The following is a 17,409-nucleotide window of genomic DNA, read 5'->3' as shown; positions in this document are numbered from 1 at the left end:
TTCTTTTTTATCTAATTTTTAACTGCAATAAAGATTCCTTTTTTATTCGTTGTAAATGCTACTTGTTGATCAATTAAGTTTACTGTATAAGGTATTTCATAGAAATTTCTTGTCCCCTCATCATATCTTAAAACCTTAATATGCTTTCCATTACTATTTTTAAGCGGTATATGCAGCTGTGCATTTTTTATTTTATAGTTTTCTCCCGACACTTGGATAAAGTCTGATGCAACTCCCTTCCCTCTAATCTTTCTCTTTAACATTTGAGTGATCGAAGGCTCAGTTCTACCTAACCGAATAGTAATTTCATCCTCTTCTGCATAAGGGTCAAGTGTCACACTATAAAGAATAATATCAGCCCATTTTGACCTTGTTTTAAGCATTCCTATACTATATTTTTTATCTCCATCATATTGAATTTTACGAAGGAACGTATCTTTTCCCATCAATTCATCCAAATCAAATTCTAATACATTTTCATTGATATCACTTGGTGATACGAATAACGTATCTTCACTCACCTTTAAATTGCTTCGAACCTCTCCCTCTTTACTATCTCCTTTTATTTTATATTCTTCATTCGGAATATCTTCTTCATCTCCTGCTTTTACAACCCCTAAAGATCCGTATACCGTCCTTTTGTGATTGATATCATTCTCTACAATGATATCGTAAGTTCCTGGTTCTAGTCGGTCACTTCCATCTGGAAGGTATACCTTTAGCTGTGTTTCACTAACTACAGTTACATCCTCCGCTTCAATATCATCGAAATACACCTTGATCTTACTGCTTTCCATACTAAAGAAATCTCCCTCAATATATATAGGTTCATCTTCATCATAATCTTCTGGAATGGTCCCTGTAGATAATTCTTTTACTAAAGGTACTGAAGTAGTTGTAAATACCCATTCAAAAGAATCATTTTCTTGAAGTGTGTCCTTATAGTGTACCATACCCGAAGGAATAATCACCTGATAAGTTGTCTGGGCTCTTAAAGCTTTTACAGGAATATATAACGTTGCTTGTTGCGTACCTTTTACAAATATATATTTCTGTATAGTATCATTTTTTTTCTGATTATCCATATTTGAAATATCATCTGTAAACCCCGTATCTACTAAATTTCCTAAACCTCCTACAGGTCGAACGATACAATTTTTGATATCTAGTATATCTGTTGTCAAGCCTAATTGATTATCCAAGTCATCAAAGGTAGCTTTTACAAAATATTTATCATTTGTCATATCATCATTTACATCATGCTTTAAATTTTTTTCATCATACCAAGGCTTTCCATCTGTTGATTGTGGATATTTCGTTTTTACTGTAGGCTTTCCTTTTGATTCTATCTGAAGAAAAATTTTATCATTTCTATCACTACCATTATAAGTTGCATAAACACTATTAATTACTGTTTCATATACTTTATCTGTTACAGTTAAAGGCGTATCATCAAAAGTAATTTCTACTGCATAAGCCCCTACATTCCCTTCCATTTTTAAATCATTTCGAATGTCATCACGTATATGTATATCTATTTTAGTAGAATCTTTCAATTCAAAATCTTTTGACTGAATGGTAAAAGACTTTGCAGCCTTTCCACTAAACGGTTCCAATGTTAATTTCTTAATATTATGATGAAAATTTATTCCCTTAATAGAAAAAGTTCCTTCTGCATTATATAAATCAGTTACTTTAAATTTATTATTTTCTAAATGGCTAATGCTCTTAGGTTGACTTGGATCTGGCTCTGTATATATATTTAGCGTCAGTTCTTCTAGAGGCATCCCACTTCTTGTTTCAAATACCCCTGCTGGAATATGGATTCTGTATAATTTCCCAGCCTCTAATTTCATCTCATCTCCTGGATGATTTGGATTTCTATAAACAGGATTAAATTTTATTTCTGTTTTCGTTATACTATTTTCAACAAAATACCTTAATTCCATATCTAAGAATTCTACTTTTCTGGTAGGATCATAAACATCTTCTAACGTAATCTGCTTTAATCCCTTTTCATAAACATTTTTACTATTCATATCAAATTGTTGCATAGAAGGTTTAGCAATTACTTCCTTGTCTATCTCTACCCCACATATTAAATATTTCCTAACACCCTCTGACGAAACTCCTTCGAATCCAAATCTAGGAGCATTGATGAGATTGTAAGTTTTAGAAGATGCTCCTGTTACTTCTTGTAAAGTATCCGCACCGTTACTTTGAACAATCCATTGAGGAGTTTCATTTTGTGTTGACCCTTTTGTCCAAAACGTCACCTCTATATCACTTGTTAAAGGATTTCCTTGCTGGTTATTCACAGCCTCTTTATTAATGATTAATCTATATTGTGTTAAATTTGAAAAAGGTTCTACTGGCTGTATTTTTATTGTATTTTCGTTAATTTTTTCTATTGTTTGAATCTGTTGATTCTTTATATTTCCTATAGCAACAAATTCATTATTTGTGTATTGGAACTCAAAATTAGTCTCATTCACATTTGAAGAATCTATTGTCTTTAATGTTGAATAAATCTTTATTTGACCTGTCAAAGGTGCTACATTATTTAATTGAATGGGTGTTGAAAACTTCACGTAAATACTCCCATTCACATCTAGCTTTGTCTTATTCAAATCTCGTATATCATCTGTCCCATCAATACTTGAAGTATAACTAATAGGTTGTGGTCCCTCTGTTTCTGCATGAACATATTCAACAGGTATCCCCATAAAAATCAAAGTAATTGCTAAAATCAAGCAAATTTCTTTATATTTTTTCATAAATACTTGCATCTATAGATGCACTTTCCCCCTCTCGTCTACTCTACTACTAAAATTATCGGTCAAATTTCTACTTATCTTTATTTTTTTCCCTATTTATCATTTTACCAAATATTTCCCTTACCTTGTATTTCAATTGTATTAAATATCAAAAATGGTTCATAATAACCATTTTAAGTAAATTGTTGAGAATCGTCATTGATGTATGATAAAATGAAGGTAGTATATGGAAGATTAACGGAGGGTTTTAATTATGAAGAAAAAATTTGTATTATCTTTAGCATTAATATTAGTACTTCTTTTTAGCACCGTTTTAGGAACTGCTACTGGATACAGTCAAAAAATCACAGCTTGGTTTTATGACATTCGTATCAACCTAGACAGTAAACCTTTAGGCTTTTACAGTAGCCCTTTTATCTATAACGGTCAAGTTTATGTTTCTATCAATGATCTTGCAAACAATATGGGCTTTGGCATTCAATGGGACAATAAGAATAAGACAATGAATTTATCTTCTAATGATAACAATCGCTTCACTGTCAATACCCTACAGCATGAATTAGATCAAAAAAATATGGAGATTGCTAATTTGAAATTCCAATTAAGTCAGAAAAAAGTTGAGTTAGATATCTTAAGAGACAATAAAACAACTAGTAGTACTACCCGTAAAAATCTTAACGATTTAGAAAAGAAACTTGAAGACGATTATGATTATCATCGCAATAATGGTAGAACATTAAACTTTGATAATTATGATGTAAGTCAGCTATCTAATAATAAGATCAGAGTAGGCATGTATGGTGATTTTGATCGTACAGGTAAACATTGGAAGGATCGAGACAAATCAGATTTTGAAGATTTTATAGAAAAAATCTGTGAAAAAATTGATAGAGATTATGATGATGACATTGAAGTCATTGTATACGACGAAGATAATGATAAAACTGCAGAATACACTTACGATATAAGTCGAGACAAGCTGTCTGAAGAATATATTTATGGAAACTCTAGTAGCTCTAATGATGATTTGGACGATTTAGAAGATGACCTTGAACGTCATTTTGATGATTATAGAGATGATAATAGCGGAACTATGAAGTTTACAAGATATGATTTAAAAGAATATAGTGATGAAATTAGAGTAACAATAAAAACTGATTTTGATCGTAATGATGATATATGGGACGATCGAGATAAGAGTGATTTTAGAAACTTTATAGAAGACATCTGTGAAAAAGTCGATAAAGACTATAATAAAGATATTAAAGTGTATGTACATGACAAAGACGATGACAAACTTGCAGAATACACTTATGATGATGGTGATAATAAAATTAAAAATACTTATGATTGGGAGTATGATAAATAAAACAATAAAACCTCCTTCCTTGGTAAGAATGAACATCCTCATTCAAACCAGGAAGGAGATTTTTTATTCCACCTCTACAAATACAATTTTTCCTTCAGCATTTATGAAATACTTTACATAATCATCAACTTGTATGTCTTTTGGCAAACCTAAAATCCCATACTTATACACTGAAAATCCTTTATTCAAGTCATTTATACTAGATTTTTTAGCAGTTATTTCTGTATAACTCCCATCGTCATTATTAATAGTAATTATCCTATTTTCAACACCATAAAGATCCCTTGTAATCATATCTTGCTCAGATGTAACATAATTTTCTATCTCTTCAACAGTTCCTGATAATGTTTTATATCCTCGTTTCTTTAATATTTCTTCAGAAGCTTTATCAAGTATTGCTGCCATTTGCCCCCTTGTAACAGTAGCTTTTGGGCTAAAATATCCTTTGCTGTTTTTTGTCATAATCCCTTTTTGAAGAATTGCCTCAATAATAGGTATATCTGCGGTTTTCATACTTTTCCAATCTTTCATTGTATAAATTCTTTGTTGAGGCTCTCCATTAATCGGAGTAATTTGTAGCATTCTTCCAACCCAAAGGGCTATTTCCTCTCGATTTGCAGCTTGTCCCCATGTATAACTTCTTTCTAGATTTTTTCTAATGCTCTTTTCTATATTTTCAATCTGCTCGTCTGTAAGATTTCGATTTTGATCATAAACAAGCATTTTTTTTGCAAGCTTTTCTTCTATTTTATCTTTTTGTTCATCTGATAGTTCTACTATTTTTTTCACTTCTTCTCTAGTAATAATGCTTTTACTTTGAGCTACTTTTAGATAACCCTCTAACCAGTCATCTTGAGGAGATTTAAACCTATATGCTCCTGTGTCCATTTCCTTCGTCAATTTTTCTCCTACAATCTGTGATTCATCCTCAAGGCCTAAAAGTCTTACTATAAAAACAACTGCCTGTTCTTTTGTGAGTTTATGATTTGGATAAAACTTGTGATTTCCCATTCCTCTAAGAACAGAAAGAGCGCTCATTTTTATGATAGGCTTTCTTGCAAAGTGAGTCTTTATATCTGTAAAAGAACTATTTTCATATAAAGATTCATAGTTATCTATCCCGTCAAAGGACTCTCCTAAACCATAACTAATCCCATACGTACTCAGTAGCGGCGTTAGTAAAAACGTCATCATAACTATACATATTAGCGAAAATTTTTGTTTCATCTCATCACCCCTTGATTAATTAAAATATAGATTAATAACATCAAAATTTCAACATTCTTTATTATATTTTAATGTTACTTATCTATATTAATTTTTTATAAATTCTTCTTATTATGTATCGTCAAAATAAATTGAACCCTTCAATCATTTTTACAAGCTTTTCATATAATCTTAAGCTATCCCTTCTTTATATCTTTAAAATTGTCTATAGTTTTCTCTGTTTTGTGGATATCTAATTCTATAACTATGTCATTATCCACATGTCTGTCGTTATATTCACAAAAAAATACTTAAGGCATTTGCCTTAAGTATTTTTATCTATATTTTGGGGATGAGTGTATGCGTTCAATTAAATTCTAAAGTTTTTCTCTATTTACTAAATCTCTTTTTACAATCTCAGTTACTGCAAAAGTTCCAACATCATCTGCATATGATCCTGAACCGAAACCTGCATCAAAACCTAATTCTTTTGCAAGCTCATGGTTAATTCTAGGTCCTCCACAAATTAATACAACTTTATCACGAATACCTTCTGCTTCAACTAATTCTACTAGATTTGTAAGGTTTTTAATGTGTACATCCTTTTGTGTAACAACCTGTGATACTAATAAAACATCTGCATTTAATTCAATTGCTTTTGCAATGAATTCTTCATTGGGTACTTGACTTCCTAGGTTGTGTGCTTCAACACCTATGTATCTTTCAAGTCCAAAGTGATGATTGTATCCTTTCATATTAAGGATCGCATCGATTCCTACTGTGTGTGCATCTGTACCTGTACAAGCACCTACAATAACAACTTTTCTCTTAATATTTTCTTCTATATATTCTTCTACTCCCTCTTGTCCAAATGTTTCTACATCTACCTTTGGTACTTCGATAGCTGTATAATCGATTGTGTGAGAGCATTTTCCATACATAACAAACATTGTGTATCCTACACCAAGGTCTTCTGCATGACAAACTGCTGGTTCTTCAAGTCCCATTTTAGCAGCAAGACGTTTAGCAGCTTCTTTTGCTTCTTCTCCACATGGTACTGGTAATGTAAAGCATAATTGTACCATTCCATCATTCATTGTATCTCCATATGGTTTAACTTTTGTTAAATCTACTTGATTTGTTGACATTATCTTGCACCTCCTAGCATTAATTCCACGAATGGATTGCAATATTTTCCGTCTTTTTGTGTAACACCTTCAAGACCTTTTCCTCCATCCATAGCTCTCTTAACACCAGCAAATTTACCTTGTGCAATTGTCTCAAATAATCCTTCATTTTCAATTTGCTCTAACATATCTGCTGCCATTCCTAATACTTCTTGTGCTCTCTTTTGGATGATTCCACCCTCTTTAAATTCTATCTCACTAGAGATATCACGAGCGTTGTTAAATACATATTTTGCATTTTCAATAGACAATGCTCTATCTTGAAGTAATGGTGTATGGATTGCTTCTGTAAGCATTCCTAATAATTGAAGACTTTGATTTGTCATGATTGCTACCATGTTAAATAATGCATCTTGAATATGTCCTTTGTAAATGTTTCCTGTCATGAATTTTGTTGGTGGCATATATTTAAGTGGTGCATTAGGGAAGATTTCTCTTGCCATTTGTGCTTGTGCTAACTCAAATAAGAAACCATTTTTAAGATCTGGAGTCATTTCGAATGCATGACCAAGTCCCATTTGCTCTTCTGGAAGACCTGCAACTAATGCAAATTGTTCATTGATGAACTGAGAAGCAAGAACTGTATGTGCTTCTTCTACTGCATCAGCAGTTGTTAAGTAGTTATCTTCTCCAGTATTGATAATAACTCCTGCATAACCATTGATGATTCTTGAGAAGTATTGGTCTACTAATGTTCTTTGGATATTGATATCTCTGAAAAGAATTCCGTATAATGCATCATTAAGCATTACATCTAGTCTTTCCATTGCACCCATAGCTGCAATTTCTGGCATACATAATCCTGAACAGTAGTTACATAGTCTAATATATTTTCCAACTTCTTTTCCAACTTCATCTAATGCTTTTCTCATGATTCTGAAGTTTTCTTGAGTTGCATAAGTACCACCAAAACCTTCAGTAGTTGGTCCATATGGTACATAGTCAAGTAAACTTTGTCCAGTAGTTCTGATTACTGCAATAATATCTGCACCTTGTCTTGCAGCAGCTTGTGCTTGTAATACGTCTTCGTAGATATTACCAGTTGCAACGATTACGTATAGGTAAGGCTTTGGTCCTTCTCCTAATGTATTTAAGAATTCATCTCTAGCTTCTCTGTTTTCCTTAATTCTTGCTACCATTTTTTCAGCTAAAGCTTTTACTGTTTCTTTAATTTTAGCGTCATCAGCAACAGGAACCTTTGTAAGGTCTAATTCTCCTCTTGAAACCATTTCAGCAATTTCTTGAGGTGTTTTTCCTGTGTGGATCATTGCATTACCAATCCAGTAAGCAGCTCCAAGTCCTAATCCGCCACCTTCTTTAATATTGTCTACTACAATATTTGGTAGTGGTGTTTCAATTTCATCAACACCATCTATTTCTAAAAGTCTAGCAACAGTTCTTTCTACTGTTACTGTTGTATGTTTATCAATAAACTTTTGTGTATCTGCTGCTATTTTTTCAGCAGAATTTCTTGCTTTCGCAATAATGCTTTGGTCTAGATTCAACTTACTATGCATTATTTTTCCTCCTTTTTTTATAGTTAGCAGTTAGCCCTTAGCAGTTAACCGTAATAAAATACCAACGACTAACTACTAACAGGTTTCAAGACACAATTCTGCATCTTTCAATAATTGTTCCTGTAGTCCCATCAGTCTTGCAATATTGATTGCATCCCTTGGAACTTTATTTCTATTTTGAACCTCTATTAATCTATAATCCATATACTTGTGTACAACTTCTATACCTATTTCACACTTTGTATCTATTTCATGCTTTAGTTTTTCATAATCTATTCCTTCAAGGCCTTTTACCTGTAAATGGTAAACCGCTCTATCATCTGTTAATCCATCAAAATGGCTTGTAATAATTGTAAGGGTATTTTTATCTTTTAAGAAATTAATAAGTGCCTTGGATATGGCAAATCCTTCTGAAGGATTTGTTCCTCTCGCTAATTCATCGATTAATATAATCCCTTTTTCATGAGCTCTTTTTATAATCTTTTTAATTTCTAGTATTTCTGCACCAAAGGTACTAAGTCCCATATCTGTTGATTGTAAATCTCCTAAAGAGAAAAAGATATAGTCCTTCAATGAAAAAGTCATCTCTTTTGCTGGAACAAAAAGTCCAAATTGTGCCATAGCACTAAGAACTCCTATTAATTTGAGAGAAATTGTTTTTCCTCCCATATTGGCACCTGTAATACAGGTTACCCCTTTTCTAATATTTACTGAAATAGGGGTAAAGGTTTTTCCCTGTTTTCGAAGGGCGTTAGCCACTTTAATATGTCTTCCATCTACAATAGACAGCATTTCTTCATCTACAACTTTTGGTTTTACTCCTTCAAAACCTACAGCTAGTGCTCCTTTTGCAATGAGTAAGTCCACTGCACCGATTGCTTTAATATTTGCGTAAAATTCATCAATATGCTTTTTCATTGCTTGGGTCAATTTCTTACGTACAGCGAATTCCTCTTCCTCCTCTTGAAGTTTGAGTTCATCTACTTGTTTAAGCTTTTCATCTAAACTTTCATCAAGCTTTACCTTAAAAGTGATATTCATATAAGTTTCTGAGCTATAAACAAGGCCTGGGCAGTTTTCTAACTTTGCTATTAACTCTTTATCACTTTTATTCAGTGCAACTTCACCATTGGGTCTTATTTTTATATTCAACTCTTTTTGCAAAATTTCTCTTGCTTCCTTTTTAGAACGTTTAATGTGACTTTCAATATCTTTAATTTGTTTTCTTACAACTTGTAATTTTTTTGAGTACGCGTCATAAATATAAAAAGTATTGACGCCACTTTTTTCAGGATCCAATAGATCCATCAGGCTGGGCATGGGCATGATTTTTAAATCTTTTGGTACGTTCCAATTAAGTTTCTCAATGGTTTCTTGTAGTTTTAAAACTAGGAATAGAAAGCTTTTGATCTCAAACAATTCAATTGTACTTAAGGTTTGATCCTTTTCGATTCTTTTAAAAGAACCTCTTAAATCTTTAAAATGTTTGAAAATATTACGTATCTCTACTAAAGAATACCTGTGCTTATTGATAACGCCAACTATTTTTTCAATACGTTCGTATTCCTCTAGAAGTTGATCTTTATCTCCTTCTAAATAGGGCTTCATCTCTTTTTTGGCTTGCTCACCGTAAGGAGTAAACACTGTAATTCTATCAAAAATATACTCCAGTTCTAGATTCTTATATACTCTATCAGATACAAACATGTTTATTCACCACCTAACACTACATCGAAAACAGGAATAGGACCTAAGAATTTCTTCATAGCTGTTAAAAATTCCTCTGGTTGATAATAATATCCTTGAGGTGCATAAGGGTTCACAGTTACAGCTAATGGCTTCATTTTATCTACTACCTCAACTTGAATGCCCACCTTTTTTAAAAACATCCAATCTTTTGAGGAAATAAATATTTTTGTAGCATCCTTCACAATAAAAATAACATTTTTATATTTCCTAGTTGACTCAACAATCTTTTTTAAAGTATTCGTTACTAAAGAACCTCCAATAACCACATATTTTGTGTTATCTTTTATGGCACTTCCAATGATTTCTCCACTATTTAAGGCCGTTTTAATCTCTATAGGCACCATCTCATCATTTTCATCAATGACGCAATAGCCTTTTTCTTCTATAACCACACTGGCTATATTTTTGATCTTGTCATTCTTTACTTGTGGCAAAGAAAATAACTGTACCTGATGCATGGTTTTTTCAATGACCTTATTCATATCACGACTCAGCACTGCTCCTGTAGCAAGGATCGTTGCCTCCGTTACGGATGGCGAAGCTGACGAAATACGATCAAGGGCACCATCTACAATTACTAAATTCGCTCCATATGTTAAAAGTTTATCACACACTATTTTTATTTCACGATTAGTATTTGGACCTGCAATCTGTACATATCCAGAGGTTTTAGCCTTTACAATGACGATTTTTCCCATTGATGTGTTTATATTGGTTACTTCCAATATTTCAAGTTTTGCCTCTGTATATTTAAATGTCCCCTCTGTAGTTGCAATCAAAGTTCCCTCATCTACATAAATCATAGGTTTTTCAGTGTTTGTGACAAGATCTTGATTTTCTCCGTCCCTACCTGTGGAGGTAATCCCAATTCGAATATCTCTTTCCATTGCTTCATCAATCAATTGATTTAACGTTACTGTCTTTCCAGCATTTTTTGCCATTCCTACAACAGAAACGATTTTATAGTTATCTTGTATTGCGTCCATTAGCTGCATAAAATTTCCCCCTTGAAAACCTTATATTAGGGCTAGCAGAAAATCCACTAGCCACTAACTTTTATTTTCTACTCGTGATGGCCTCTGTCTCTTCTTGCAAGGTCTGTTGGCTCAAGTGCTACTTGATTTCCTTGTAGAAGTCCACCAACACCAGTAATTTTATGTGCTTTTTCACCTTTACATACTGGACAGTTGCACTTGTCTTCGTATGGAGTAGGCTCAGTATAAGTAGTTACAACACCTTCAAAGTTTCTAAGTACTACTCTATGTGGAGATTGAGAAACTACATATTGAGGCATTACTGGAGTTTTTCCACCGCCTCCTGGAGCGTCAACAACAAATGTTGGTACTGCATATCCAGAAGTATGACCTCTTAATCCTTCAATGATTTCGATACCTTTAGAAACTGGAGTTCTGAAGTGCTCAATACCCATTGAAAGGTCACATTGATAGATGTAGTATGGTCTTACTCTGTTTTTAACAAGATTATGCATTAAATCTCTCATGATATGAACGCAATCATTTACTCCTCTTAAAAGTACTGATTGGTTTCCTAGTGGAACACCAGCATCTGCAAGTAATTGACAGGCTTTTGCTGCTGTAGGTGTCATTTCTTTTGAGTGATTAAAGTGTGTATTTAACCAAACTGGATGATATTTTTTAAGCATATTTACTAATTCTGGTGTAATTCTTTGTGGTAATACAACAGGAGTTCTTGATCCTAATCTTACGATTTCTACGTGTGGGATCTCTCTTAATTTTTTGATGATATATTCTAATGTTTCATCACTTACAAGTAAGCAGTCTCCACCTGATAATAATACGTCTCTTACTTGTGGAGTATTTCTGATGTATTCAATAGCCTTATCAATTCTTTCTAGAGGCATTGCATCATCTTTTTGTCCTGCAAATCTTCTTCTTGTACAGTGACGGCAGTACATTGAGCACATGTCAGTGATTAGAAGAAGTACTCTGTCTGGATATCTATGAGTAAGTCCAGGTGTTGGAGAGTCTGTATCTTCATGTAGTGGGTCTTCCATGTCTGCTTCACTTTTGTGTGTTTCAGCAAGAGTAGGTACTGCTTGCATTCTTACTGGACAATGTGGATCATCTGGATCCATTAATGATGCATAGTATGGAGTAATTCCCATTCTTAATGTTTTTAATGATTCTCTGATTCCTTCTTCTTCTTCTGGTGTAATGTTAATTACTTTTTTTAAGTCTTCTACAGTAGTAATTCTGTTTTTTACTTGCCATTGCCAGTCATTCCACTGTGCTTCTGTTACATCTTTCCAAAGTTCGATTTCTTTGTAATTTCTCATCTTTTAAAAAGCCCCCTTATTTTGATTAGCAGTTATATTCTTACTGCTAAATTCTAAAAAAACTTTATACTTCACCTTCAATCTTCTTGAAGAAGATCTTCCATATTAAGTTGTCCGTTAACAGTTAGCTGTCTATCACTATGTACTGCTAACTGTCAACCCTCAACTATTAATATTTTTTATGCATATAATTCTTCGTAGATTTCTCTTATTTCTTTACTTTCTCTCATGATTTGAAGAGTTTGTTCTGCATGACCTTTTGTATATCCATTTCCAACGATCATTGTAACGTCAGAACCAACACCTTCAGCTCCAAGTGCTGCTTTAGTGAAGCTTGTTGCCATACTGAAGAAGTAAATTACTCCATCATTTTTAGTAGCTAAAACACTTGCCATTTCAGTATCTGGAACGTTTACGTTATTGATTGTTACATCAACCATTTTTCCATCTGTAAGTTCTTTGATTTGTTCCATGATTTCAACTGGTTTTGTAGCATCTCCAGTAATATAAACATCTGCAACATTTGCTCTTTTAGCAATATCTAAAGATTTTTGGCTGTGTGCTAAGCAGATTACTTTACCAGTAACGCCAGCTCTTCTCTTAGCTTCATAGCAACATAACATTCCTGATTTACCAGCTCCACCAATGATTAGTACTGTATCTCCTGGTTTAACTAATTTAGCAGTTTGTGCTGGTGCTCCTGCAACATCAAGTGCTGATAATGCAAGATTTTCTGGAATATCTGATGGAAGTACTGCATAAATTCCTGATTCAAATAATATTGCTTTACCTTTAATGTCAACTTGGTCAATATTTTTTCTTACTTCTACGATTTCATCTATTTGAAGTGGAGTTAATGAAAGAGATACTAATGTAGCAATTTTATCTCCAACTTTAAGATCTGTTTTTCCTTCAAGTGCAGATCCAATTTTTTCAACTGTTCCGATTAACATACCACCTGAACCTGTTACAGGGTTTTGATGCTTACCTCTTTCAGCAACAATACCTTTCATGATTTCTTTAATTTTTTCTACGTCTCCTTCTGCTTGGTTTTTGATTTGTGTAAAACTTGCAGAGTCAACATTTAATGTTTGTACATTAAGTAGAATCTCATTATCATAGATTTCCATTGTATTGTCAATTTTTGTTGCTGGTTGTGGAAGAGCTCCTTTTGGCTCTATTACTCTGTGTGTTCCGTAAGGACATCCTTTTTTCATTGTAAGTTCCCCCTTATAATTTTTTATCTAGTAATTTTATTTTATACTGCTGTATCGTATACGCCAAAATATAAAAGCAAGTACCGTGCCAAATCCGTTTTTATTTTAACAAAAAAATATAAAAAAAAAACACAAAAGTGGCTTTTTATCTAGTGTTTAGCGACTTTCATGTTTTTTATTCCTGGAAAAGGTTTTCTATATTTTTAGATAAAAAACAGGAAAAATATCAAATGCTGTCATTTCATATGCCAAATTTTCAGCACTTAGTTATTTTGTACTTCTTAATTTTATACTGAAGGGTTTGCCTTGGAATCTGCAATTTATCCGCTGCATGGCTAATATTGCCATCTCCCTCTTTAAGAGCATTTTGAATAATCTCTATTTCAAGGTTTTTCAATGCTTCCTTTAAAGAAAGATTTTGTATGTCTATCTCTTTCTTTAAGCTTCTTTTATTAAATCTCTCAAAATGAACAGGTAAACAATCCATTGTGATGATGTTCTCATCCATCAAATTCATTGCCCCTTCAATCACATGCTCTAATTCCCTTACATTTCCAGGCCAATCATAGTTTTCAAAGGCCTGAAGCACTTCATCAGATACCTTTAAAACTTCCTTATTCAATCTTTTATTAAATTTATCAATAAAATGCTTTATAAGGATTGGAATGTCTCCTTTTCTCTCCTTAAGTTCTGGCAATTTTAATGCGATAACATTTAATCGATAATAAAGATCTCGCCTCAACCTTTTATTTTCCACAGCACTTAAAGGATCTTCATTACTGGCCGCTACAATTCTCACATCTACTTGTCTTGTTCTACTATCCCCAACTCTTCTAATTGTCCCATCCTGAAGAACACGAAGAAGTTTAACCTGAAGTTCTAGGGGCATAGAATTAATCTCATCTAAAAAGAGGGTTCCTCCATTAGCTAATTCAAACAATCCTGCACGATTATCAGCTCCTGTAAAGCTTCCCTTTACAGTTCCAAATAGTATACTTTCTAATAATGCTGCTGGTAATGCTCCACAATTTTGTGCAATAAAAGGTTTATTCCTTCTACAACTAGCTGTATGAAGGGCATGTACAAATAATTCTTTCCCTGTTCCTGTTTCTCCATAAACAAGGACTGGAGAAGCTGTTTGTGCAGCTTTCATAGCCATTCCCTTTACTTTTACAATTTCTTTGCTTCTCCCGATAATATCAAAAAATGCAAATTTGGCAGAATCTCCATTTTTATTGCTTTTATTTCCTTTTTTCTTGTCTATTAACTGTTCTTGCAAGGCTACTACTCTTTCTGATAATTCCTTTACATCTGTAATATTCTTAGATATTTCAATAGCTCCAACAATTTTATCCCTTGCTTTTATAGCAAAAGATGAATTAATTGTTGTGATTTTTTTTCCTTTGTAGTTTAAAAAGGTCTGTTGGATATCAAAGGTAGGAGCACCCTTTTCAATGGCCCGAAGGAGAGTACTTGTTTCTGGGTCTAAAGAAGGATAAACATCTAAAATATATTTCCCTACTGCCTCTTCCCTTTTGATTTCCTCATGTTCTGCTGCAGCCCTATTAAAATACACGATTCGTCCTCTTCCGTCAATAATCTGTATGCCTTCTTCCACATGGTCTAATATTTTTTCTACATTTTTCTGCGAAAAAATCATTTCCAAATTTCCACCTCCCAATGCCAATTTTTCATCACCACATGCCAGATTTTCGTCACTTTTCTCAAAACAAAGGCAGCTTTCGCTGCTCTTATTTTTACATTTTTTCTGGTGCTTCTATAGAAAAAACATCCAATAAATTTTTTATGATTTTCCTTATATTGTCTATTATTTTTAGGGTAACATACAATTTTTGTTTGTCAAGCTTTCTAAAAAGAATTTTTTCATGAAATTTAAAGAAAAAAGCATTTAGTTCAAATATATATTGTATCAGCATCTCTGGTTTTTGCGATAATATTGATTTTTTCACAACGATTGGATAGTCCATGATTTTTTTTATCATTTTTTTTTCAAGATGACTCATCTTTACATGAAAATTTTCTTTTTGAAGATTTTGTATAACGCTCCCTTCCTCTTCAAAGATTTTCATGATGGAACAAATCCTACTATGTGTATATTGTACGGATTCTATTTCCTTTAAACCATCCACTTCAAGTGCTTCTTTTAAAGAATACTTTTCAAGTAACTTCTTTAAAAGTTTTTTGTTTAACATCATCTCTTCTTCTTCAAATCCTAAAAGTTCACAAAAAACATAAGGTTTAAAGAAAAAATTCATGAATCCAGGATGAACAAATTCTACTTTTTCAAATACATCATAATCACTTTTTATTTGATTGATCATCTCACTAGCTAAATTCATGGGGTTTTTCTTAAGAATTTTAGCAAGCTTTAAAGCTATATTGGTTGTATAATCTCCATGTTCATCCTTTTTAGGTTCTACTACTTCAATAGCATCTATCTCTATTTCATATTTAAAAGAATTCTTCAGCACTTCTTTAATGATCTTTTGTATTTCTGTTTTTATTTTATTTTCCATATCTACAACTCTCTTTATCTTTTACATAATCTTTATGCGCAATTGATTGGTACTTTCTACTAAACCCTCAAGGTTTACAAAATATTCTATATGAATATCCCCTTTGTACTCATCTGTAATGCTATAGCTCATATCCTTTGTTAATACTTCCATATCAAAAGTTCCATAAGGGGTATGGTAATTTGTATTATATCGTTTACCCTTTTCAAAAATGATTTCTGATTTTGATTTTCCAAATCTTTTCATAGATATTTTATCCTCTACTACCTTAACAGTAGTGGTGCAACCCTTCATTCCTGAGATTTCAGATTCTTCATATACTAAGTATACAGCATTTCCTTTTTTATATAGTTTCCCTTCTGTTACTAATTCAATTGTATTCTCTTCTCCATCTATACTTGATTGTAGCCCTTCTATTTTCAACATTACATTTTTCATTCATGCACCTCGTTCTTATTTTTCTTTATATCTTTCTAATGCTAAGGTAATGAGTCGATCAATTAACATACTATAAGAAAGTCCTGTTTGTTCCCATAATAAAGGATACATACTGTATTTTGTAAATCCTGGCATTGTATTTACTTCATTAATATATACCTTCATTGTATCTTCCTCTAAGAAAAAGTCAACTCTTGCAAGTCCTGAACAATCAATGGACTTATAAGCCTTTACAGCCATTTCTCTAATTTCCTCTGCTTTATCTTTAGGAATACTTGCAGGAATAACTATTTTAGATTTTCCATCATCAAAATATTTTGCGTTATAATCATAAAATTCATGGGAAGGTAAAATTTCACCTACAATAGACGCCTCTGCCTCCTCATTTCCAAGAACTGCACATTCAATTTCTCTTCCTTTAATAAATGCTTCTAACACTACTTTCCTATCATGTTCCGCTGCTTTTTTTATCCCTTTGATCAATTCTTCTCTATTGTGAGCTTTGCTGATTCCTACACTTGATCCTAAATTTGCAGGTTTTAAAAAAACTGGATATTCAAATTCTTTTTCAACCCTATCAATGATCTCTTGTTGATTTTCTCTAAACTTGCTTCTCATAATAGTCATATAATTTCCTACAGGTAATCCTTCATGTTCAAAAACCTTCTTCGTATAGACCTTATCCATCCCTACTGCAGAAGCTAATACTCCTGCTCCTACATAAGGAACATCTATCATTTCTAGCAATCCTTGAATGGTTCCATCTTCTCCAAAAGGTCCATGAAGTACTGGAAAAACTACATCTACCATATCAGAAATTTTCTTAACCTCTCCACTTAATGGAATGACAGAAACCCTATTATTAGGATTTTCTTTAGATTCTTTTTTTGCGATTTTTTCCCATTCTCCTGTTTCTATATTTTGGGTGGGCCCATTATAAATCATCCACTGGCCTTCCTTTGTAATCCCTATAGGAAGTACATTATATTTTTCTTTATCTATAGCATTCATCACTGATGTTGCAGACATAAGGGATATTTCATGCTCTCCTGATTTACTACCAAATACAATAGCTACATTTATTTTTTTAGTCAT

13 protein-coding genes are annotated in these 17,409 nt (G+C 32.7%); 1 reads left to right on the top strand and 12 read right to left on the bottom strand.

Annotation, left to right across the window (positions count from 1 at the left end):
• Positions 1 to 11 precede the first annotated feature (11 nt).
• Positions 12 to 2,789, bottom strand: a complete 2,778-nt coding sequence (locus K7H06_RS00065) for an IPT/TIG domain-containing protein (RefSeq protein WP_223037986.1) — start codon at positions 2,787 to 2,789, stop codon at positions 12 to 14.
• 241 nt (positions 2,790 to 3,030) lie between these two features.
• Here K7H06_RS00065 and K7H06_RS00060 point away from each other — a divergent pair, with 241 nt between their 5' ends.
• The gene (locus tag K7H06_RS00060) at positions 3,031 to 4,146 is read left to right on the top strand and encodes a stalk domain-containing protein (protein ID WP_223037985.1); all 1,116 of its coding nucleotides are present in this window, start codon (positions 3,031 to 3,033) and stop codon (positions 4,144 to 4,146) included.
• Between the two features lie 63 nt (positions 4,147 to 4,209).
• Here K7H06_RS00060 and K7H06_RS00055 read toward each other — a convergent pair whose 3' ends face one another.
• The 11 genes from K7H06_RS00055 to K7H06_RS00005 form a co-directional block, all read right to left on the bottom strand.
• Positions 4,210 to 5,373 carry an S-layer homology domain-containing protein gene (locus K7H06_RS00055; RefSeq protein WP_223037984.1) on the bottom strand — a complete coding sequence of 388 codons (1,164 nt, stop codon included), beginning with the start codon at positions 5,371 to 5,373 and terminating at the stop codon, positions 4,210 to 4,212.
• Between the two features lie 356 nt (positions 5,374 to 5,729).
• A complete protein-coding gene (gene kamE / locus K7H06_RS00050; RefSeq protein ID WP_223037983.1) occupies positions 5,730 to 6,500 on the bottom strand; it encodes a lysine 5,6-aminomutase subunit beta in 771 nt (256 codons plus the stop codon).
• Positions 6,500 to 8,056 (bottom strand): lysine 5,6-aminomutase subunit alpha, encoded by a 1,557-nt coding sequence (kamD, locus tag K7H06_RS00045; protein WP_223037982.1) that lies wholly within the window; start codon positions 8,054 to 8,056, stop codon positions 6,500 to 6,502. Before kamD ends, kamE begins: the two co-directional genes overlap by 1 nt.
• A gap of 75 nt (positions 8,057 to 8,131) precedes the next feature.
• Positions 8,132 to 9,763 (bottom strand): lysine 5,6-aminomutase reactivase ATPase KamC, encoded by a 1,632-nt coding sequence (kamC, locus tag K7H06_RS00040; RefSeq protein WP_223037981.1) that lies wholly within the window; start codon positions 9,761 to 9,763, stop codon positions 8,132 to 8,134.
• A 2-nt stretch (positions 9,764 to 9,765) separates the two neighbouring features.
• The gene (gene kamB / locus K7H06_RS00035; RefSeq protein ID WP_223037980.1) at positions 9,766 to 10,800 is read right to left on the bottom strand and encodes a lysine 5,6-aminomutase reactivase subunit KamB; all 1,035 of its coding nucleotides are present in this window, start codon (positions 10,798 to 10,800) and stop codon (positions 9,766 to 9,768) included.
• A 68-nt stretch (positions 10,801 to 10,868) separates the two neighbouring features.
• A complete protein-coding gene (gene kamA, locus K7H06_RS00030) occupies positions 10,869 to 12,122 on the bottom strand; it encodes a lysine 2,3-aminomutase (RefSeq protein ID WP_223037979.1) in 1,254 nt (417 codons plus the stop codon).
• Between the two features lie 179 nt (positions 12,123 to 12,301).
• The gene (kdd, locus tag K7H06_RS00025) at positions 12,302 to 13,339 is read right to left on the bottom strand and encodes an L-erythro-3,5-diaminohexanoate dehydrogenase (protein ID WP_223037978.1); all 1,038 of its coding nucleotides are present in this window, start codon (positions 13,337 to 13,339) and stop codon (positions 12,302 to 12,304) included.
• 256 nt (positions 13,340 to 13,595) lie between these two features.
• A complete protein-coding gene (locus tag K7H06_RS00020) occupies positions 13,596 to 14,999 on the bottom strand; it encodes a sigma-54 interaction domain-containing protein (RefSeq protein ID WP_223039883.1) in 1,404 nt (467 codons plus the stop codon).
• A 97-nt stretch (positions 15,000 to 15,096) separates the two neighbouring features.
• Entirely contained in the window at positions 15,097 to 15,876 is a 780-nt protein-coding gene (locus K7H06_RS00015) for a DALR anticodon-binding domain-containing protein (RefSeq protein WP_223037977.1), read from the bottom strand.
• A gap of 21 nt (positions 15,877 to 15,897) precedes the next feature.
• Positions 15,898 to 16,314 (bottom strand): YwiB family protein, encoded by a 417-nt coding sequence (locus K7H06_RS00010; protein ID WP_223037976.1) that lies wholly within the window; start codon positions 16,312 to 16,314, stop codon positions 15,898 to 15,900.
• Positions 16,315 to 16,329: 15 nt separating this feature from the next.
• Positions 16,330 to 17,409, bottom strand: a complete 1,080-nt coding sequence (locus tag K7H06_RS00005; RefSeq protein WP_223037975.1) for a D-alanine--D-alanine ligase — start codon at positions 17,407 to 17,409, stop codon at positions 16,330 to 16,332.

This window comes from Crassaminicella profunda (assembly GCF_019884785.1).
GTDB classification, from domain to species: domain Bacteria; phylum Bacillota; class Clostridia; order Peptostreptococcales; family Thermotaleaceae; genus Crassaminicella; species Crassaminicella profunda.
Note: the sequence above shows the minus strand (reverse complement) of the source record. Positions and strands in the feature narration are given on the sequence as shown.